This window comes from Wolbachia endosymbiont (group A) of Opomyza germinationis (genome assembly GCF_964264765.1).
Classification (GTDB): domain Bacteria; phylum Pseudomonadota; class Alphaproteobacteria; order Rickettsiales; family Anaplasmataceae; genus Wolbachia; species Wolbachia pipientis.
The window spans coordinates 1,096,874-1,118,582 of record NZ_OZ183482.1 but is presented as its reverse complement, the minus strand read 5'-3'; the positions used below and the strand labels follow the sequence as shown (position 1 = coordinate 1,118,582).

The 21,709-nt window shown below is 33.5% G+C and carries 20 protein-coding genes and 1 tRNA gene; 7 read left to right on the top strand and 14 right to left on the bottom strand.

Translation table 11 applies throughout. From position 1 onward, the window contains the following. Nucleotides 1-54: 54 nt before the first annotated feature. From ACFEL3_RS05545 to ACFEL3_RS05510, 8 genes are all read right to left on the bottom strand, one after another. Nucleotides 55-128 (bottom strand) — tRNA-Arg (locus ACFEL3_RS05545). Between the two features lie 13 nt (nucleotides 129-141). Continuing rightward, the gene (locus tag ACFEL3_RS05540; RefSeq protein WP_010082449.1) at nucleotides 142-957 is read right to left on the bottom strand and encodes a hypothetical protein; all 816 of its coding nucleotides are present in this window, start codon (nucleotides 955-957) and stop codon (nucleotides 142-144) included. A gap of 4 nt (nucleotides 958-961) precedes the next feature. Beyond that, the gene (locus ACFEL3_RS05535) at nucleotides 962-1,570 is read right to left on the bottom strand and encodes a hypothetical protein (RefSeq protein WP_010082450.1); all 609 of its coding nucleotides are present in this window, start codon (nucleotides 1,568-1,570) and stop codon (nucleotides 962-964) included. Nucleotides 1,571-1,574: 4 nt separating this feature from the next. Then, nucleotides 1,575-3,014, bottom strand: a complete 1,440-nt coding sequence (locus tag ACFEL3_RS05530) for a hypothetical protein (RefSeq protein ID WP_265017981.1) — start codon at nucleotides 3,012-3,014, stop codon at nucleotides 1,575-1,577. Between the two features lie 361 nt (nucleotides 3,015-3,375). Further along, nucleotides 3,376-5,121, bottom strand: coding sequence for a type I secretion system permease/ATPase (locus ACFEL3_RS05525; RefSeq protein WP_010962824.1), 1,746 nt, complete (start codon nucleotides 5,119-5,121; stop codon nucleotides 3,376-3,378). Nucleotides 5,122-5,811: 690 nt separating this feature from the next. Beyond that, entirely contained in the window at nucleotides 5,812-6,603 is a 792-nt protein-coding gene (gene lgt / locus ACFEL3_RS05520; RefSeq protein WP_010962823.1) for a prolipoprotein diacylglyceryl transferase, read from the bottom strand. A gap of 6 nt (nucleotides 6,604-6,609) precedes the next feature. Further along, entirely contained in the window at nucleotides 6,610-7,059 is a 450-nt protein-coding gene (gene smpB / locus ACFEL3_RS05515) for an SsrA-binding protein SmpB (RefSeq protein WP_007548863.1), read from the bottom strand. A 120-nt stretch (nucleotides 7,060-7,179) separates the two neighbouring features. Continuing rightward, complete coding sequence (locus ACFEL3_RS05510) at nucleotides 7,180-9,222, bottom strand: ankyrin repeat domain-containing protein (protein ID WP_265041302.1); 2,043 nt, start codon at nucleotides 9,220-9,222, stop codon at nucleotides 7,180-7,182. Nucleotides 9,223-9,290: 68 nt separating this feature from the next. Here ACFEL3_RS05510 and ACFEL3_RS05505 point away from each other — a divergent pair, with 68 nt between their 5' ends. After that, nucleotides 9,291-9,821, top strand: coding sequence for a Na+/H+ antiporter subunit E (locus ACFEL3_RS05505; protein WP_010962821.1), 531 nt, complete (start codon nucleotides 9,291-9,293; stop codon nucleotides 9,819-9,821). Here ACFEL3_RS05505 and ACFEL3_RS05500 read toward each other — a convergent pair. Continuing rightward, complete coding sequence (locus tag ACFEL3_RS05500) at nucleotides 9,814-10,230, bottom strand: hypothetical protein (protein ID WP_010082489.1); 417 nt, start codon at nucleotides 10,228-10,230, stop codon at nucleotides 9,814-9,816. The two genes, ACFEL3_RS05505 and ACFEL3_RS05500, sit on opposite strands and share 8 nt — an antisense overlap. A 304-nt stretch (nucleotides 10,231-10,534) precedes the next feature. Between ACFEL3_RS05500 and purN the strand changes: the two genes are divergently transcribed. Beyond that, a complete protein-coding gene (purN, locus tag ACFEL3_RS05495) occupies nucleotides 10,535-11,095 on the top strand; it encodes a phosphoribosylglycinamide formyltransferase (protein ID WP_010082490.1) in 561 nt (186 codons plus the stop codon). 9 nt (nucleotides 11,096-11,104) lie between these two features. Here the strand turns inward: purN and ACFEL3_RS05490 are convergent, their stop codons facing one another. From ACFEL3_RS05490 to ribF, 4 genes are read right to left on the bottom strand one after another with little or no spacing between them, the layout of a single operon-like run. Then, nucleotides 11,105-12,424, bottom strand: a complete 1,320-nt coding sequence (locus tag ACFEL3_RS05490; protein ID WP_010962819.1) for a M16 family metallopeptidase — start codon at nucleotides 12,422-12,424, stop codon at nucleotides 11,105-11,107. After that, on the bottom strand, nucleotides 12,411-13,751 hold the full coding sequence (locus tag ACFEL3_RS05485; RefSeq protein WP_010082492.1) for a M16 family metallopeptidase: 1,341 nt from the start codon (nucleotides 13,749-13,751) through the stop codon (nucleotides 12,411-12,413). Before ACFEL3_RS05485 ends, ACFEL3_RS05490 begins: the two co-directional genes overlap by 14 nt. Nucleotides 13,752-13,780: 29 nt before the next feature. Next, nucleotides 13,781-14,257: a signal peptidase II gene (gene lspA / locus ACFEL3_RS05480; RefSeq protein ID WP_006279329.1), complete on the bottom strand. Its 477-nt coding sequence runs from the start codon at nucleotides 14,255-14,257 to the stop codon at nucleotides 13,781-13,783. Further along, a complete protein-coding gene (ribF, locus tag ACFEL3_RS05475) occupies nucleotides 14,254-15,186 on the bottom strand; it encodes a riboflavin biosynthesis protein RibF (protein WP_010082493.1) in 933 nt (310 codons plus the stop codon). Before ribF ends, lspA begins: the two co-directional genes overlap by 4 nt. A 68-nt stretch (nucleotides 15,187-15,254) precedes the next feature. Here ribF and grxC point away from each other — a divergent pair, with 68 nt between their 5' ends. The 5 genes from grxC (at nucleotide 15,255) to ACFEL3_RS05450 (ending at nucleotide 20,783) form a co-directional block, all read left to right on the top strand. Continuing rightward, complete coding sequence (gene grxC, locus ACFEL3_RS05470; RefSeq protein WP_007550037.1) at nucleotides 15,255-15,593, top strand: glutaredoxin 3; 339 nt, start codon at nucleotides 15,255-15,257, stop codon at nucleotides 15,591-15,593. Between the two features lie 115 nt (nucleotides 15,594-15,708). Continuing rightward, complete coding sequence (locus tag ACFEL3_RS05465; protein WP_070356897.1) at nucleotides 15,709-16,581, top strand: hypothetical protein; 873 nt, start codon at nucleotides 15,709-15,711, stop codon at nucleotides 16,579-16,581. Nucleotides 16,582-17,529: 948 nt separating this feature from the next. After that, entirely contained in the window at nucleotides 17,530-18,129 is a 600-nt protein-coding gene (locus ACFEL3_RS05460; RefSeq protein WP_012673206.1) for a peroxiredoxin, read from the top strand. Further along, entirely contained in the window at nucleotides 18,116-19,063 is a 948-nt protein-coding gene (gene trxB, locus ACFEL3_RS05455; protein WP_010962814.1) for a thioredoxin-disulfide reductase, read from the top strand. The genes ACFEL3_RS05460 and trxB overlap by 14 nt, the downstream gene beginning before the upstream one ends. An 85-nt stretch (nucleotides 19,064-19,148) precedes the next feature. Further along, entirely contained in the window at nucleotides 19,149-20,783 is a 1,635-nt protein-coding gene (locus ACFEL3_RS05450) for an ankyrin repeat domain-containing protein (protein WP_208571626.1), read from the top strand. On the opposite strand, the gene ACFEL3_RS05445 is transcribed toward ACFEL3_RS05450, so the two are convergent. Next, nucleotides 20,780-21,709, bottom strand: coding sequence for a tyrosine recombinase XerC (locus ACFEL3_RS05445; protein ID WP_265017979.1), 930 nt, complete (start codon nucleotides 21,707-21,709; stop codon nucleotides 20,780-20,782). The genes ACFEL3_RS05450 and ACFEL3_RS05445 overlap by 4 nt on opposite strands.

Genomic DNA, 21,709 nt, shown 5'->3' with positions numbered 1-21,709 from the left:
ATAAATCCTTTTATTATCTTATGTGAAAATACTATTGTCAAATTTAATTAAAAGTGCGCTTGGAGGGATTCGAACCCACGGCCTTTGCCTCCGGAGGGCAACGCTCTATCCAACTGAGCTACAAGCGCATATATATTTAAGTTATTTAATAGATAAGCCATCCAAGTCAAATTTTTGTTTTGGATAAAGCGTAAACATAATACTCCCATATCCAAAATATACATTTTGAGAATCATTCGCATGCTTTTTTATTGCTTTTTGATCTACGGTCCATACAAAAGTTACATAATTTTCAGTGACTGAGTGCACTTTTAAATCCTTAGTATTTATAAACAGTTTTCCATTTACCCATATTTTCCATGTATCGGGAGAAAGATATAAAATTGAGTCTAAACTCACTACCTTACCGTTGAAATTATCTGATACCTCCTCTTTTGCAGCTCTTGAAGATCGTAAATTGAACTTTTCCATTTCATTGACCATTCTATTAACTGGCTCTTCATCAAAAAAAATGCTTTTTACGTTACTATATTGTGACAAAACGTCAAAGTCACTTTCCACTGCTTCTCTTATTATATCGTCCCGATCTGTATAGCTTAGTTTTTGATTGTTGATAAAGAAACACTCTTTTGCACGCAAATTTGCTATATCAATAAAATCGTCGATTTCTTGATTGCCAACTTTAAGAATACTTTCAAAATATCTTTTTTCTATCATCATTCCATACTGAGAATGATGACAAACCATTTCATCATTACCTTGTTTTTCTATATATACGCATAAATTTCCACTATTTAATCCTAATATTTTATGCTCAATAAAATCTTCATTGCCAATATATTGTCGGCAAGAATACTCCTTACAAATTTCTATGCTTTCTATGATATCTTCACAACTGCAATATGCATTAACATTGGAAATGAGTAGCGTAAAAATAAAAAACAGCTTTATGTTCATCACCTTATCTACTTAATATAGTATACCAATCAAAGACTATATTAGCTCTCACTATCTCTATCATATTACCATTCAAAATCTGATTCATAGTTGCAGCATCAATATTTCTCTGCTTATTTAAAATAAGAGATTTGATCATAACATAACCTGGCAGATTTGGAATAGACTGTAGAAATAAAAAAATATGCTTATCGCTGATTGAGCTTAAATTTAGGATCACTTCACTTTTTATTACTTTTGTGCGTTCACTTTTGTTGTGGAGCTCAACTTCTTCGGGTATAGAAATTGATATTTCAGGTTCTAATATATAGTACTTTTTATATAACTTGCTAAGCTCGAAATTTAAATTTGCAATGTATCTGCTACTATGTAAATTTGAAGAGGAAATTTTTTTCCATAAATCTAGGTTTTTATTTAGAACAACTTCCTTTTTTTGAATTCCAGTAATCTGTAAATTAATAGAACGTATTTTATCAATCGCAATTTGGTTTTTATTATAAATCTTTTCGTTATAGATAACAACATATGTTAATAACCCTATTAATCCAACAGATAATAACAAATACGATATAAACTGAATTGTAGCTTTTCTTTTTAATTGAGAGATAGTCATTAATCTACATTGCCTCTCCTATTTCAACATCAATAGATAGATTTTGCTCTTTAGCAGCAGGTAAGCTAGAAATATTAATGTCATAGGTACGAAAATTATCGTTTAAATTTTTTCGTAGTTTCTCGTATTGATGAGAAATATTTTTACCGGATTGAAAATTAAACTTTAAAGTTGTGGTAATATAACTTTTTGCCTCATTATAATTCCATTCAAATGATCGAAGCTCTATACCTGGTATTTTTAACTTTTCTACATACTTAACTTGTGTAAGAGGAGAGTATTCTATTTTTGATAAAATATTATTGATATTAATAAAATCATAAATTTCATCTATTTTTTTTACATTATAGCTTTGGCTAAGTTTTGTTAATTGGTTATTTAAGGTGTTCTGCTTTGCTGATAAATTATCAGCGACATTGAAATTTGAATACAAATTTAGCAAACAAAGGGTGTTTGTTATAACTAAAACCAGGGCGAAGTATAGAAAAATTCGAGGAGAGTTTAAATAAAGGTAATTGAATAGATAAAATTCTTTAGTTTCCTTTGTATTAAAAATAGCTGCTAATTTATTCTTAAAGCTATGAAACAAAATTATGGTATCGCAAAAGTTATCTTTTTCACTTATAGCTAGTTCTGCTCCTAATAGTTTGCCTAACTCATATGGAGTTAATATGTTCACACTGTTCTCTGAAAAATTTATGACTGATAAACTAGCTTTGATATCTTCTGACACTATGATACAAAGGTCGATAGGGTTATTTTTTTCAAACCCAAACTTAGTTAAGGATCGAATAGTATCTTGCACTTCCTGATATATTCCACCAGCGATAATTCCTGGTAAATTATCATTAGTAAATGATGTTAAGCGCGTAAATACCATTTTATTCTCTTTAAGAACCACTTGTCTATAGCCTCCCGTTTTAGTTGCAGCAACTATAATTTTCCAATTATTAGGATCTTTATGTAGAATCTTTTTTGTTATATTACTTATTTCTATAGGAAACATTAATATTCCCTTAAAGTTGGAGCCTATCTCAATAAACACATTCAACCAATATTCTACTAAATGCTTTGCTTTTGATGAAACAAGAAGATAGCACCAGTTTTGATTGAATTTGTTTGGCTTCTCAACCAAAAAAACTGAACTTATGTCATTATTACGAGAAAAATGCTCCATCTTTGTTTTTGCTGATAGATAGGCACTAATCTTGTTTGCCATTGTAATAAACTGTAGCGAGTAATTTTGATCTGCATGATTAAGCACCAGGTATAAAGGTGCTTTTTTATCTGACGAAAGACATGAAATTAAATCGGAAACTGCTTTATCGTTTTTGCCCTTAACAAAATACCTTTTATTTAAAGTATTATTTTTAAAATATAGTAACATTATGCCTTCTTCTCCAATAGAAAGCATAAACTTACTTTTGGATTTTGAACTAAACATATTAACAAAGCATATACTTATCTAGAATTAAAAAGGCGATTTATTGAAATTCATTAAACGTTAGAGGGAAATATTGTTATAAATTTTCGCAGCAACATTATTTATATTATAATTTTTTTATAAAATTACCACTAATATTAAGTTATTTAGATAACAAATTAAGAAAATTCATTAAGACGAATTTGTTGTTTTTCAAATTGTAGGTAAACCTAAGCCACTTTAGCTATATCTGCCGATTGACTTTAATTAATAAGAGTTATTAATCTATTTACTATTCTTGTAATATTATTTCTAATGGTAAAGAAATATATATTTTTCTGGAACAGTTGTTATTTCAGATACAGAATTTATTGTAAGTAAACTAACCATTTGCTGAAGAGCGCTCATCTTCTGTGGTACTTGATGATGGAGCAACTAATTTGCTCAAAATCTCATCTTTTGGTCCCATAGCGTAAATGATACCATCTGACATGAGGATCACCTTATCAACTACGGACAATAACGGTAGCTTGTGAGTGATGATAACAGTAGTAGTATTTTGTTTTCTTGCAATGCCAATTGCATTAATTAAGCATGCCTCTCCATTGCTATCTAAGTTAGCGTTTGGTTCATCAAGTACTAAAAGTTTTGTGTGACCATAAAAAGCTCTGGCAAGTCCAAGAAGCTGTTTTTGGCCGCCAGAGAGCGTTACTCCTCCAGGACCTCCTATTGTTGTATCATATCCATTTGGTAAGCTTAGTATTAGTTCATGTATTCCTGCAATTTTTGCTGCTTTGATTATTTCTTCAGGATTTGGATCTGGCCTCATGCGAGCAATATTAGCTTTGACACTAGTGTTAAATAACTCAATATCCTGAGGTAAGTAGCCAACATAATTACCAAAATTTTCTCGATTCCAAGTATATACATCAGCGCCATCTAGTCTGACTACACCAGATATTGGCTTCCATACACCAACAGTTAATTTTGCGATAGTGGATTTACCAGAAGCACTTGCACCAATAACACCAACTACATCTCCAGGATCTATAATGAATGATATTCCTTTTACTGTCGGCTTATTGCTTCCATAAGGAGTAAAAAATACTCTATCAAATTCCAATTTTCCTTCAGGTTCTGGTAGAGCCATCGTTTGCTCTCTTTTTGGCGATGTTAATATAAGTCTTTGTAGCCTTCCATATGACATTCTAGCCTGATTTAAAAACTTCCAAGTATGAACCGCAGCGTCAAATGGTGCTAATACTCTACCCATTAAAATTGAAGCAGCGATGATGCTACCGGCAGTCTTATGAGCTGTGATTGCAAGTAATGCACCTGTTCCAATTACTGATATTTGCAGAGTTGAGCGCAAAAATTTAGTGATTCCAGTAATTACATTAGAGCGATTTTGTGCTTTAATTTGCATTGCTCGGTTCTGATCATTTCGTTTACACCAATCAGAGACTATGAATTCTGACATGCCCATAGCTTCAACCACTTCTGCATTTCTTGTTGCAACATCTATAGCATTGATATTCCGTATAGTTTCTTCGTTGGTTTCTTGTAATATTCGTTTAGTGGCAAGTTCATTCCATATTGCCATAGAGACTAATATAATAATTCCAGTAATAGCTATAAACCCCGTGGAGGTATGTATCATGAAAATCACAACAAGGTAAATTAACGACCATGGAGTATCAAACAGTGAGAATATACCATTTCCTGTAATGAAATTTTTTATCACTCCGAGATCTCGTATTGCTTCACCACTTGAAGTTGAGCTCTGCACTGACGTTAGCCTGATTGACCTTACTATCAGATCTGGTGTTGCAGTTTTATCGATCCAATCACCTATTTTTGCCATGGCTAAATATCGACAAGTTTCAAGCATTGCAGAACATGCAAATGCAGATAAAGTGATAATTGTCAGCATAGTTAGTGTTGATACACTTTCGCTCGATATCACCCGATCAAGCACTTGAGAGGTATAAAGTGGTAGGAATAACATTAATAAATTGATTCCCGCACTAAACCAAAAGATAAACCAAAATGCACTTTTGCATTTTTCTAGGCAAACATATAGAGTACTTTGCTTCAATTCTTTTTTTATTGATGGCGTAATTTCCACAATCTTCCTCTTAATTTGATTACATGCACCATATACAATTTTTATTACAAAAATATTAATAACGGTAGTTAGCTTACTTTAAGTGAGTAAAATATTAATATATGTGAATAGGAAATATAAACAATGGTAAAAAGAAGTATAGTTAATATTTCCTTCATTGCCTATAGCGAAGCTACGTCATACCGCGATTCATTCCATAGCTGTACGAACATTCATTTTTGAAGGTAAACTGCACAGCAAATGGTGTCATGAAAGTAGCTGACACTGGGATGGCTTTGTTGCATCGCTACTTATGAAAGGCTAACTATAATTAGGATTATAAGCAACTTATTGAAAATCTTGTTTTTTTGCAATCAATCTGATCAAATTTAAGAATAGTAATTTGTTATTTATATTAATAAATTTAATTCTATTGAAAATAGCTAAAGCATTGAAATTCTTGAATTTTAGCCAGATTAGTGAGTGGTAGTGAAATTTCTTTTACTCAAATTTAGGTATTCACTGACCGTTCTTGTTATAAATACCAGAATAATAAGCTACTGATATTCTCCACCTTTTTTATCTTTAATCCATCATAGCTAGCGATGCAACAAAGCCCACCGATTCATTCTACTGCAACGCAGAAAATTCGTACAATTGTGCATAATGTGGGGCTTCTGGCTACATTTTTCTATTGAACTCACCTTTTCTCTATGTGACAGATTTCGTATTAAATTTTAAATTTAATGCGCCTAGATATACAAGCATTCCTAGCAAAACCATAGGTATAGAAAGCAACTGCCCCATAGTTAAATCAAGCCACAAATAGCCAATTTGATAGTCTGGTTCGCGAAAAAACTCAACGAAAAAACGTGCTATTCCATACCACATAACTGCAATACCAGTTAACGCACCGTGATACAGTCTTATTCTAGTTAAGAAAAACAGTGAATTTGCAACTGCAAAAAGTAGCAGTCCTTCAAAAAGTGCCTCATAAAGCTGGCTTGGATGATGCAGCAAATTATCACCACTCTCTGGAAATACCATACCCCATGGCATAGTTGTAACTCTGCCAAATAACTCTCCGTTTATAAAATTGCCTATGCGACCTAAAAATAAACCTATGGGAACTCCGCAAGAAACTAGGTCCAGTGCATAAAATGTAGGGATATTATGTCTTTTACACGAAATTATTACTGCAAGCAAAACTCCTATAGCACCACCATGAAATGACATCCCTCCTTCCCAGGTCTTCAATATCTCAATAGGGTTGCTTATATAAAGAACTGGATCATATATCAATACGTAGCCAAGTCTACCTCCAAGGATAATACCTACAATAGTGGCTGTTAATAACGAATCGTAAAAATTCTTAGTAAATATTTTTTGGTCATCTAGCTTATGTAAATACCAATATGCAAACACTATACCCAAAACGTAGGCTAAGGAATACCAATATATAGAAACAGGACCGATGCTGAAAATTACTGGATTTAAAGACATATTTTGCTATAAATTATTCTTAGACAATCTACTTTTTTCACGATCCCACTCTCTCTGTTTTATGGTTGCTCTCTTATCGTAGAGTTTTTTTCCTTTTACAATGGCAATTTTAGTTTTTGCAAATCCTTTATCGTTAAAATAGACCGAAAGCGGCACAACAGTTATCCCAGCAGTCTTGATTTGACCAATTAGTTTATTTATCTCCTTTTTATGCAAGAGTAATTTACGTTCCCTTTTTGGTTTATGATTTTTTCGGTTCGCAGCTTTATATTCTGCAATATGCATATTGTGCAGCCATACTTCGCTATTCTTTTCAACAACGTAGGCGTCGGAAATATTTACTTTTCTTTCTCTTAGCGATTTAACTTCACTGCTTAATAAGACCATACCCGCTTCAAATTCTTCTAAGATGAAATATTCAAACCTTGCTTTCCTATTTTCTGCAATAACTTCCATATCTAAAGATATCTTTAAGCTTCAATATATTACAGAGTTTTTGACTTAATTCATAATAAAACAGTTATCCCAATAAATATAAGGTGCCAGGCTAGTCTGATAGCAACAGGATAACAAAAATCAAGTAAGTGCTTTTTCTGTCTCTCTAGGCACAGGTTCCTTTACTTCTTTCATTTCAGGTTTAGGCTTTGACATTATATATTGACCAGCACCAACTATGAGCGCAGATCCTGCAGCTAGTCCAATTATTGCTGGTACAGATAGGGCAGTAGCAAATGCAAGTGCAACACCAACTATCACTGCAGTTACAAAACACACAATAACACCTTTTACAATTGCATTTTTTGCAGATTGTTCTTTTTCTTTCACAATTGCATTTTTTCCAATTTGTTTTTCTTCCTTTTTCTCTGGAAGCTGCATTACATCTTTATTTTCAGTAAGATCCTTTGGCGTTTTTTTATTCTCATTTTTTAACGTTTGCTTTTTTTCCGCTTCCTCTAAAAGCTGAATTATACCTTGATCTTTAGTGAGGTCTCTTGGCGTTTTTCCATCAACATCTTTTAATGAAGGGTCTGCTCCAGCTTCTAGCAGAACTTTTACTATACCTTCGTGGCCATTTTTAGCAGCAAGATGTAAAGGAGTACGTCTATCACCATTTTTTGCCTTAACCTTTGCTCCTTTTGCGATTAGAGTTTTTACTACATCTTCGTGGCCATTTGCAGCAGCAACATGCAAAGGAGTCCATCTATCAGCATCCTTTATATTAACATCTGCTTTCTCAACTAGAATTTTTACTACCTCTATGTGGTTCCCTTCAGCAGCAAGATGTAAAGGTGTACATCTATCATCATCTTCTGCATTAACATTTACTTTGTTTGCAATTAGAGTTTCTACTACATCCTTATGGCCCTTTGCAGCAGCAAGATGTAAAGGAGTCTTGTCCTCAATACCTTCTGCATTAACATCTGCTTTCTCAACTAGAATTTTTACTACTTCTATGTGGTTCTTTTCAGCAGCAATATGTAAAGGAGTATATCTTTTATTATTTTGTGCATTAACCGTTGCTCCTTTTGCGATTAGAATGTCTACTACATCTTTATGGCCCCCTCTGGCTGCAAGATGTAAAGGAGTCTCGTCCACAATACCTTCTGCATTAACATTTGCTCCTTTTGCAATGAGAGTTTTTACTACATCTTCGCAGCCCTCTCTGGCAGCAAGATGTAAAGGAGTACATCCATCATCATCTTTTGCATTAACGTTTACTCCTTTATTTAATAGGTTTTTCACCTCCTCCTCATTATTATGTTTAACAGCTGAATGCAAAGCTTTGATGTTCTCTTGTGCCTTTAATAGAGCTCCTTTTACCACTTCATGGCCTTTTTGAGAAGCAAATGTTAAAGGAGTCCATTTATAATGATCTTTCGCATTAACATCTGCTCCTTTTTCAATTAGAGTTTCTACTATATCTTCGCGGCCATTTGCAGCAGCAAGATGTAAAGGAGTCCACCCATCACTATTTTTTGCATCAACGTTGATTCCTTCTGCTTTTGATAGAACTTGTACTATCTCTTTGTGGCCATTTGTAATAGCAAGATGTAAAGGAGCCCATCCTTTATCATTTTCTGCATTAACATTTGCTCCTTTTCCAATTAGAGTGTTTACTACATTTTCGTGGTTCTTTTCAACAGCAAAATGTAAAGAAGTCCATCCATCACCATTTTTTGCATCAACAATTGCTCCTTTTCCAGTTAGAATGGTTACTACATCTTCGTGGCCATAGTGAGCAGCAATATGTAAAGGAGTAATTTTATTATCATGTTCTGCATTAATATCTGCCCCGTTTTCAATCAGAGCTTTTGCTACATTTGCACAGTTCCAATAAGAAGCAAGATGTAACAATTTGACTTCCTTAGAATTTTGACCACGAGATATAGTAAATATGTAATTTATGCCAGATCCACTATCGTTGTCAGGTTTACTCTTTTCCCACTCTTGACATAAATCTGGATCTTCTTCTTGTAACTTAGCTTTTATTTTTTCAACTATATTGTCCTTGCTCAAATCTGAAAGGTCATTTATTTTTTTTAATATTTCCATAAATTTGTCATATTTCATAACTTCCTCACTTAAAATACATAACTTAGTTGTTATATCTTTTAACATAGAAGTCAAGAACCTAAATATTCGTTATTATCTTTCCTTAAAGAGTCATTTAAGTTATATTACAGACTATGAAAAACCTCAACTTTAGGAAGGAAATCAAGTTTTTTTCTCTGTCATTTATAATTTTATTTGTTCTATGGACTGTATTGTCTGGTTATTTTGAGCCGTTTTTTATTTTTTGTGGAGTGTTTTCCTCTATATTCACATCGTTTATCTTTAGAAGGTTGATAAACGCTGAAAGAGCTCTTAGCCAGATTTTAAATAGTACGAGTAGACTGTCGTTTTATAAGTTAGTAAGTTATATACCATGGTTAATGTACCAAATCATTTTATCAAGTGTTTATGTAACAAAAAAGGTGCTACAACTCAAATCTAAGCTTGAGCCAATCATTATTCTAAGAAAATGCAAAGGGCATAATGATGAAAGCATTGCGTTATTTGCCAATTCAGTCACAATCACTCCCGGAACTTTAACTATCAATGTTGAAAGTAAGCAGAAAACATATTTCTCTACCATGTATTTGATAGATAAAGATCTTGAAAGCGGCATTTCTGAAATAGAAAATAAAATCTTAAAAATACTACGTTCAGTTAAGTAATTGCTTTAAATAAGTTAACAGCATCCTTATATTCCCTTACAAGACTTTCAAGCATTTCTTTTGGAAGGCTATTGTTAACAATAGAACATAAATAATTATACAAATCTTCTAACCTTAATACGTTATTTCTCTTCTTGCTGTTGAATTTATACGGAAAAATACCTTCCATAACTTCAATAGTAGTAGCCTTGTTTAAAAATACATTTTCACTTGTCACGCTTATTCTTGCTAAAACAGTGTTAATTTCAGGTTCGTCACTCGTATAAAAATCTGATAGCTGAGTTATTCTAATAACGTACAAAGTTACTATTTTTGACAAGCAATTATCAGCATATTCACAATTTTTTATTACCTCCCACTGAGTAACCTGAGATTTACCTATTTTTGCATTGTTCGGTAATTTACTCATTGAACTTTCTCCATTTAATCCAGTGTAATAAATTATACTAATACTTTGTTAAATAAATAATAACGCGATTACAAAAATATATACTTATAGTAGTATATTATACAAAAATAGCACAATATCTAAGCATTAAAGCTAGTTTTAGCTGGGTACATGGGGCTATTCGTTATTTTGTGTTGTCCAGTGAGGTCCAAAATTAGAGGTCCACTTATATAAAGAGTTTAGTCTGCCTTCTTTGCTATAAAATAAGTTTTCCTTTTGAGCTGTTTTGTTAGTATTAACTAAATTCTAAACTAACTGTGCTATAATGAAAAAGATAAAACTCGGAATACTAATTTCAGGTAGGGGGTCGAATATGCAGGCCTTAATAGAAGCATGTCAAGATCAGAATTTTTCCGCAGAAGTTGCATGTGTTATCACAAATAATAGCGAAGCTGCTGGTCTGAAAATAGCAGAGCAAGCAGGAATCTCAGCGTTTATTGTTAAAGATAAACCGCTTGATGCTGGTAAAATTCACGAAATACTTGTTCAACATAAGGTTGATTTAATTTGCCTTGCAGGGTTTATGAGAATTCTCAAAGCTGATTTTCTGAGTAAATGGCATAACAAGGTGATAAATATTCATCCCTCTTTACTTCCGTCTTTTAAAGGCCTAAACGCTCAAGAGCAAGCTCTAAAAGCAGGTGTAAAAATTACAGGTTGTACTGTACATTATGTCACTCCTGAAGTTGATGCTGGAGCCATAATTGCTCAAGTTGTTGTACCAGTGTTACCAGCTGATGATATTCAAAGCCTCTCAGAACGCATTCTAGCTGAGGAGCATAAGTGTTATGTAGAAGCAGTAAGGTCAATAGCAGAAGATATATGACTGTAATAATTATTGACCTTGAGCGTTTTTTCCAACTTCAACAAAAAATAAATTTTCAGGTTCCAGTAAAGAACTTGCCAGTTCGTTTACTTCCTCTAATTTAACATCATTAATGATATTCGCATAATTATTTATACGGTTAACATCACGATCATTTATCTGCATATTATCTAGCAGCGTTGCTGTATTTGTGTTATTGGACAGGAAAAGGACAAGATTATTTACCAAGCCAATTTTTGCATCCTTGAACAATTGTTCGTCAATTCCTTGCTTTTTTATTCTGCTAAATGTATCTTTTACTGCTGATATAGCTTTGCCAGCAGTAGAACTATCAGTACTTATAAATCCAGATATAATATTTCCATGTTTATTGGAAATAATACTTGCATAAACACCATAAGTAATACCCAAGTTTTGCCTCAGTTCTGTCATTAATATTGAATTCAGCCTCATGCCACCAAGTGCATCAATTAAGACACCAGCGTTATAATAATTAGGATCTTCATAAGCTATACCTTTTTGAGCAAAAAGTATCACACTCTGTGGTATATCCATAAAAATATTCTTACTTTCTGCAGAACCAAAATTATTTTTTACAGGTATTTTTCTAACTTTTGATCTTTTTGACGGCAATTTAGATAAATATTTATCTAATAGCGTAATAATTTCTTCTTTTTTTGTACAACCAGCAACACTGATAACTATGTTATCTTTAGCAAAATTACGCTTTATGTATGTTAAAACATCGTCTCTAGTAATGCTCATTATAGTATCAAGAGTACCGTACACACTTTTTGAGTAAGGATGTTTTTTAAACAATAACGTATCTAATTCTTTTCCAGCAACAAAATAAGGATTTTTTTCAAGATTATTAAAATCAACTTTGGCTTTCTCGAAAACTCTATTCAACCCTTCAGGGTCAACTTTAGGACGCATTATAGTATCGCTCAGTAATGAAATTGCTTCCTCTAGATTGTCAGACAAAGTATTTAATGAAACCCTAAATGCTTCTAAATCAGCAATAAAATTTAAACTAATCCCTTTATCTTCAAGCTTTTTCGCAAAATCTTTGGCATCATTTTTTCCTGCCCCTTCTTGGATTACAAGAGAAGTAAACCAAGCAAGCCCCTGTTTTTCCTTATTCTCATACACATAACCTGCATCCTTGAACGATATATTTAGTGAAACTTTTGGCAAATCATGATTTTCTACAAATAAAAACTTAAATCCTTTACGGGTAGTGACCTCCTCTATATTTAGGTTACCACTTGCTTGTAAATTAAAGCCTAGACAGAAAAAAAATAGAAATATAATTTTACTTATTCTCATTATTATCTCCTTTTGGTAATAAACGACCAATTAACTTATTAGCAGAAAAAATAGCACGGATTTTATTATTTACATCCTCTAGATTGACATCATTAATCTTGCTATATGAAATATCTATTTCATCAAGTGGAATACCAAGTGCAAGGTGTGGCACATAGAACATCGCTATATGAGTTAAGTCAGATAGATTATCAAACTGTGCTGCCTTATACCTATATTTTGAGCTTTGTAATTCCTCGCTCGTCACCCCTTTAGATACGAAGCCATTAATAGCATTATCTAACTCTCTTTCAACAATATCTAAATTAGCGCCACTTTTTGGAATTATCATAATATCAATGTAGCCATCACTAAAAGCTAGGCTATTATAATAAGCAAACACTGATACTGCCACATCTTTATCTAAAACCAAATCTTTATACAGTTTGCTGGATTTGCCGCCACCTAAAATGTCAACCGCTAAATGAGCAGCAGAGGCTTCATTTATGTGATCAAATAAGGGAACACGATAACGAAAATATAAAACTGATTCTTTTACTTCAGTGCTCTCTAAGGTCACCGATAGACCTGCATTATGCACTGGATCCTGATTTGGGTAATTTCTCATTACAGGCTTAGCTTTAATTTCGCCATATTTTTCTTCTGCTAATTTCACTACTTCATCAAGTTCCACATCACCCACAATCAGTAATATTGCATTGCCGGAGTGATAATAGTTATCATGAAACCTCGTTATGTCATCCAAATTGTAAGTTTTGATATCGCTCTCCCAGCCGATAACAGACCTACCATAGCCAGTACGGTAAAATGCACTATCCATTTCTTCCCATAACAAGTTATGAGGTTGGTTATCAAATCTCATCTTTCTTTCTTCTAATACGATGTTTTTTTCTCTATCTATTTTGTCTTGAGTAACATTAAAGCTGCCCATTCTATCTGCTTCAACTTCCATTGCAAGTGGTAAATCTTTTTTGGGGATCAACTCAAAATAACAGGTATATTCTTTAGTGGTAAATGCGTTAAATTGAGCCCCAATGCTACTCATAGTGGCTTCTATATCTGTGAACTTCCCTGTAGTTTCAAACATTAAATGTTCAAAGTAGTGAGCCAATCCTGCTTTGCCGATTGGATCATCCATTCCCCCAACTTTGTATATTACTGCATGTAAAACGGCTGGAATCCGATGATTAGAAACAACATAAACATCTAGTCCGTTACTGAGTTTAGTATATTTTATGTTGTGCTCTATGTTTAAAGCATTCGAAGAAATTGGGTAAGTAAAAAAAAGTACAGGTAGTATAAGAAAACTAAAAAACTTATGAAGCATTATTTCGACCTAATATAAAAACAATTATTTTATTCCTCATTTTGTTTAGAAATAAGCATATCGTATATATACCACTTATATAACAATGTAAACATTCCACAAACTATAGATAAATCTGCTAAATTAAAGGCTGGCCAATACCAATCATCAATATGAAAATATATGAAATCATATACAGCTCCCCAATAGATCCTATCAACTACGTTTCCGATTGCTCCACCAATCATCAGAGAAAAACCAAGGTAAGTTGACTGATCGTCAGACTTGTATATCAAATATGCAAGTATACCAATTATTAGTATTGAAAATGCTGAAAAAAAGAAACCGCCATGTGGTAAAGCGCTACACATTCCAAAACTAATACCTGAATTCCAAACTTCAACTAGTTTTATAAAACTAGCGATCTCAATTGATTCTCCTTCATCAATCAATGAGTTTATGTACAATTTGCTCGTTTGGTCAATCAATACTATAATTAATATAACAACTAAGCATAACTTTTTCATAAATTTGCCTTTAACCTATAAACTTTAAGTATATCATAATTTATCTGTTTTGTTAACTCCTCAATACTATGGAATTTTTTTTCTGACCTTATGAATTTTAAAAGTTGTATATTGACTTTATGACTATATACGTCTTCATCAAAATCGAATATGTGCATTTCTATTATAGGCTTTTTCAGATCCTTAAAAGTAGGTCTCATACCAATATTGACTACTCCATATAACCAATTTGGATTACTATCAGGAAAAGTCACTCTAGCGTAATATGTGCCAAACTTAGGTTTTATCATGCAATCTTCTATAGGAATATTTATGGTTGGAAATCCTATTTCTCTACCTCTACATGCACCTTTTGTCACAACACCAGAAACTTGATAAGGCCTGCCGAGCAATTTATTAGCAATTTCTATTTCGCCCCTTTGTACATACTCCCTTATTGAAGAAGAAGAGCAAATTTTGCCGTCAATTGTTAATGGCTCTAATTTAGTCAAAGAGTATCCATATATTTCAGAATATTTCTCTAGAGTTAATATATTACCCAATCGTTTATGACCAAAAGTGCAATTTTCTCCGACAATTATGTGTTTAGCGCCATATTTATCTATTAAAATCTCACTGATAAAGTCATCGCAGCTAACCTCAGAAAAACCTCTATTAAAATTAATAATATATAAGTAATCTATACCATAGCTGCTGATTAGTTCCTTTTTTTGTTCTTGGTCTATTAACCTAAAATTGTTTCTACCAAATAAAACAGTTGATGGGTGAGGCTCAAAAGTTAAAACTGCAGAGGGTAATCCTCTTTCTTGTGCTACCTTCTTTAGAGTAGAAATTGCAAACTCGTGTCCTAAATGAATGCCATCGAAATTTCCGAAGGTTAGTGCTATATTATTTTCTATTCCTTGCTCACAATTATAAATAATTTTCATACAATTTGATGTTTTTACATGTTTCTTATATATAATAACTATATTTTAGTAAGCTACGGAGATAAATTGTGAAAAATGTTGTGATATATGTAAAGAAGGGCTGTCCATACTGCATAAGGGCAAAGGATTTACTAGATAAAAAAGGTGTGAAGTATGAAGAAATTGATGTGCTCAAAAACTCAGATCTATTTAACGACATAAAATCAAAGTATAACGTTAGAACAGTTCCACAGATTTTTATCAACGATAAGCACATTGGGGGGTGTGACAAATTGATGGATCTTGAAAAAGAAGGAAAGTTGGATGATATGCTAAATAATAATGACAATCACACTGATGTCACAACCTACACAAACAGCAATGATGAATGTGGAGAGTGTGTTATACCACATGATGATTTTATGTAACTTTTTATCTTGTTTTGTCGTGTAATACGTAAATGAAAACTAGTATGCTCACTTTAAACAATTCTTAATGAATTAAAAATACAATTCATTCAGTGAGTTTTTTTAGTGGGAAAAAATGACAAAAAATATTTCAATTATTAGCAGAAACTTAATTAGTATCGAATTAGTTAACAAACAAGATTTAGAGAATTTCATCAAGATTTTCACAGTGCTTGATAAACATATAGCAGCTAAAACACTTTTTACAGAAGAAGTGAGAATAGAGTATAAACAACACAACGGCATAGAAGTTGTTGAATTGCTAAAAGATACAGACTTTACATATCATGAGGTTGAAAATGTATTGAACCACCTGAGTAAACATGGAATGAAGGTGCCCAGCAGTGTTATAGCACACACCCTTTTTGCTGCATACAATCATGCACTTGAATTTAAGGATGTAGCATTTTCCTTTTCTGAAGGCTCTCCACAATTTAACATCAGAGTGAGTAAGAACACCTTCATAATAACTCCTATGAGTGAAGAGAATTTGGAATTGAATTCACAAAATAGCAGAACGCTTATAGAGTCACTAAAGAGCGAAAAAAGTATTTATGATTGTATAGTAGAAGAAAATACCATTAAAGTTATAGTGCATTCTGAAATGCATCAAGCTATAAATTTGATTATAAAATCACTGATAAAGTCTCGCCTTTTAGCAAAAGAGGAAGAAGGAAAATTCAAAGAGAAATTGAGACAACTTGCTTTTAAGGATCAAGCTTTTGTTGAGTATTCTAGCATCAGAACCATCAATAGGTATCCACATAATCATCCTCTGAGGAAGCATGAAAGTGTTACTAAGGATATAGAAAATATTTTATGTGATTTCATAACAAATGAGAACAGCGAGTTTGCTATAGAGCGACTAAATAGGCTGAGCTCAGCAGTTTCTCCGGATACTCCAAGAATCATCACTAAAACTATAGATAAACTTGTTAAGTTTCACTAAGGTATACGAGAGCCAATAGACTTCTTATATTACCTTCTGTCATCCAAGTAGCTTGGCTACTTGGTTCTTTTTTTGGGTTCCAGCTATGTACATAGCTGTATGAACATTGTAGCCGTTATTCAAGTAGCCCGCAGAAGCGAAAAACTTACTTGACAAACTCCGCCAACTCCCTTATCATAAAACTGAAGCTATTTATTTATCTTCTCTGTACAGATTAAATGACAAAAAAACTCACGTATCTGGCGTCTCATGTTTAATTTTTTGCACTATGTGCACCTTATGTCTTTATAAAACTTCTAGGTTTTTACCTAATATAAGCTAAAATGCGCTTATAAAGCATTTAAAACATAAAAAAACGCCAACTTAAAAAATGGATAGTGAATAACTAGCTACCCTAGGGTTTCTTTTGCCTTTTTTTCTGTTTAGTAAATTTCTTAATGTTTATAATTTAGATTAGTTGCGGCTTAAAAGCAACTGAATCGCGGTTATTAAACGTTTAGAATAAAAAAACGCCATACTTGAAAGTATAATGTAAGTAATTAGCCAACCACGGGGCTTCTTTTGCCTTTTTTTTCGTTTGGCAAATTTTTTAACATTTATAGCTAAACGACAACCGTCATCCCGCTACTTGTTAGCGGGATCTAGAGATACCGCGAATGAATCGCGGTATGACGGTTCGTGGCGGTATGACGGTTCGCGGTGGCATGACGATAAGCTCGTCATCCCGCTACTTGTGAGCGGCTGAGATACCGTGGCGGTATGACGGTTCGCGGTGGCATGACGTAGAATTTTATACTCACCAACTCAGTATTCCAACCTGGATTGTATCTTATTGGTAAAAAAGAAGAGCTATTTTAGGAAGTTTTTATAGGACTAAAACCAAAGAAAACTTGCATATAAGTTTATCAAGATGTAAAATTAAAGTTATTTTAAAAGAATAGGTTAATTATGAATCTTGTAACAAAATCTGCTATCGATTTTACTGCTTCATCTGTTCTCTCTGACGGAGAAATTGTTGATGATTTCTGTCTGAGTAAGCGCATAAAAAATAAGTATGCTGTCCTTTTTTTCTATCCACTTGATTTTACTTTTGTTTGCCCAACTGAATTGATATCGCTCAATAATAGAATAAATGAGTTTGCAAAGCGTGGTGTTGAAGTGATAGGAATAAGTGTAGATTCAAAATTTTCACATTATAAATGGCGAAACACTCCAGTTAATGATGGTGGTATTGGAGAGATTAGCTACACTTTAGTGTCTGATATCAAAAAGTCTATATCAAGAGACTATGGGGTCTTATATGATGACTCAATTGCGCTGAGAGCAACTTTCGTTATTGATGATAAATTTATTGTACGTCATCAATCGATAAATGATTTGCCTTTAGGGCGTAATATCGATGAATTCGTTAGAATCGTTGATGCAATTAAACATAATGAGGAGCATGGTGAAGTATGTCCAGCAGGGTGGAAGAAAGGTAAGCCAGCAATGCAGGCAAGCGATGAAGGAGTAGCTGATTATCTAAACTCATACAGTGAAGAATTATAAATTTAGTACAAAAGTTCTTATTATTGGATCTGGGGCAGCGGGTTATGCTGCCGCTATATATGCAGCACGTGCAAACTTAGAGCCAATTGTAGTAACGGGAATGCAGCCTGGTGGTCAGCTTACAATTACTACAGATGTTGAAAACTATCCTGGTTTTGTTTCAATACAGGGTCCAGAACTAATGGAGCAAATGAGGTTTCATGCAGAAAAGGTTGGAGCAAAAATAATAGATGATGAGATAAAAAGCGTTGAACAACTTGAGGACTTTAATGAGTATAGATTTAGATCTTCTGGTAATATCAATGACTACTATTCAGATGCAATTATCATTGCATCTGGTGCGCAAGCGAAGTGGCTTGGTTTAGAAAGTGAAAAGAAATTTCAGGGTTATGGGGTTTCAGCTTGTGCGACTTGCGATGGTGCATTTTTTAGGAATAAAGTTGTAGCTGTGATTGGTGGTGGAAACACTGCTGTTGAAGAAGCAATATTTTTAACTCGATTTGCCAAAGAAGTGATATTAATACACAGGCGTGATAAATTAAGAGCGGAAAAAGTAATGCAAGATAGGCTCTTTAAAAATGATAAAATAAAAGTAATGTGGAACCATACCGTAGAGCAGATTCTTGGAGAAGAAAATCCAAAAAGGGTTGCTGGTATTGCGATTAAATCAGCAGAGATCGATAAAACCCAAGAATTAAAAGTGGATGGAGTGTTCATTGCAATCGGGCATGCACCAAATACGGGTATTTTTAAAGGCTTTGTTGAAATGGATGAGCAGGGTTACATCATTACAAAACCTGGAACAACTTTAACTAGTAGGGCAGGAGTGTTTGCTGCAGGTGATGTTCAAGATAAGGTATATCGTCAGGCAGTAGTTGCAGCAGGAACAGGATGCATGGCTGCGCTTGATGCAGAAAAGTTTTTAGAGTCGTAGTTAATTCTAGGATTTTGAATAAATCGCTTGCAATTTTCCTTTTCTTTTTCATAATTATATTAGTAAATTATTAGGTAGGTTTAATATGCTTTATGGAGGGGATGGGATAAATACTAATGGTTATAGATATAATCAGACAACTTCAAGACAGCTCGATGAACCAACACAAAAGTTATTTAAGGCTATTGATAACGAAAACCCGGAAGCTTTTAAACAAGCTCTGAAAGAAGGTGCGGATGTTAATGCGTTTGATAAGGAGGGCATGACACCTTTGATGTCTATTGTCAATGTCTGCGCTGTCAGCGGTGATGGACAGGCTACGTTAGAGAAAATGGCTAAATTGCTTATACAAAACAGAAGTATCAATATTAATGCTCAGAGTAAGCAATCTGTGTCTACAACACGGACGAGATATGATCCTAGTACACAAAGTGAAATATCAGAATTTATAACAACATCTAATATGCGCAAAGACACAGCTTTACATATTGCTTGTCAAGTTGGGGCTAAAGATGTGGTAAAAATATTGCTCACGCACCCAGATATAAAAACTGATATCAAAAATTATGAATATAAAAGCCCTGAAGATTGTATTGCAAGAGGATTTGAGCGCGTAATAAAATTAGAATTTAAAAAAGCACAAAAAGCAAACGAGTTGTTAGGTGCTCTTTCTAGCAGAAACATTTACCAAGCGAAAAGACCATTAAATCAAGAGTTTAACCCTAATTGCTGGAAAAGAAGCCGAAATGAAGAAATAGAAACGCCGCTTAGCTTAATTATTCAATCATGTTTACAAGGAATAACATCAGATAACAAAGAAGTATTGACAAAACTTTTAAAACATAAAGAGCTAGATTTTAGTCAAATAAAGCCAATACAAGCTATAGAGCAAAATTCGTGGGTGAAGCAAATAATTGAACAAGCCATTACAGAGCGATTAACCGCTACTATTAATAAAAAAGATTTAGATGATGTAAAAAAATTAGTAGAAGATAATTGCTTCATGAGTCATGCAATTGTTACTGCTGCATTGAGGGGTGTTAATAATCCAATCGAATCTATTACAAATTATCTAAATGAAAAATTTCCTGCAAATACATTACAACCTTTGGCAAGTACGAATGATATACCGGTAGGTTCTGAGCAAGTTATACAAGAACTTAAAGGTGAACTTGAAAGAACGAAAGCTCAACTCATAGAAAAAGAACGAGAGCTGGATAGGGTCGTACGCGAAAGAACGAGAGGCATTAACAAAATTTCACAGTTAGAAGAAGATTTAAGGCAGGAAAAATCGGCTCAAAAAACAAAAATCAATGATCTAAATAGTGAAGTAACTCGACTTAATAGAATTGTGTATGGAAGAGCAAGCGACACTGTCGAAATTTCACGATTAAAAAGAGATTTGAAACAAGTAAGGGAAGAAAGAGATAGGCTTTCATCAGAAAATAGACTGCTCCGTAGTAATAAAAACGAAAAATCCTCGCAAGCAATTTCTTCTGGTAGAAAACTGAGCAACTACGCTTCTGCATGTTTTATATTGCTTGGAGTATATACTGTTGTTGCATGTTTAGTAATAGAAGATTATCCAGGGATAATAAGTGCTTTCTTTACAGCAGTTGCACTGGCTTTTTTTTTATTAGGATGTTGTAGTTTATATAAAGCAAACACAATACTTAGTGATGTTGAAAGCACTCAGCTTGGTGGTTTAGAACGAAGTTAAAGTTTTGATTTCTTCTCCAGGCCCTGCTGAAAATTTTTGTACATGTTAAAAACATCTTGATAATTGAGGTGAGTGTAAATTTGAGTAGTTTCCAGGCTTGAGTGACCAAGCAGTTGTTGTATTGATCTTATGTCAATATCTTCCTGAAGCAAATGAGTAGCAAAACTATGGCGAAATGCATGTGGAGATAAAATTTCTGGTAAATTTAACATTCTCCTTATTTTTTGCAAACGATTGGCCACATAAGTTCTTCCCAATTTTTTTCCTCTTACTCCCAAAAAAAGATATTGTGTTTCATTATTAGTGCCAAGATAAGGACAGGCTTTTACATATTCTTGTATACACTTTTTTACTACCGGAAGAATGAATACCTGCCTTTGTTTATCTCCCTTACCTGTTACTATTAAACTTTCATTGTTAATATCACTAACCCTAAGGTTCAACGCTTCGCTGATTCTTAAGCCTGTACTATATAGCAGGACGATAATCGCAATTTCTCTTTTTACCACCCAAGATTCGCCCAGATCGGATAGTTTCATTTCTTTCAATAAAGTTTTTATATCAGGTATTGATAATGCTTTGGGCAAAGTTCTTCTCTGAATTGGCCTTGATAAGGAAAATACAGCTTCATTGTCTATATTGTGGTTATTTTTTATGTACTTGAAGAAATTTCTGATTACTGAGAGTGCTCGAGTGTTGGATCTTGCGTTTACACTTCTTGCGTAACGAGAGGTAAGCCAACTTCTTAACTCAGGTACGCTCAATTTTTCCAAAGTGCCGACATTTACTTCTCCACCAATGTGAGTATTTAGGAAACTTATAAGATCCTTCAAGTCCCTCATGTATGACTCTAAAGTGTTTGGTGAATAAGATCTGTTGCACCTCAGCCACTCATACCATTTTTCAATGATTGAACCGAGGTCCAC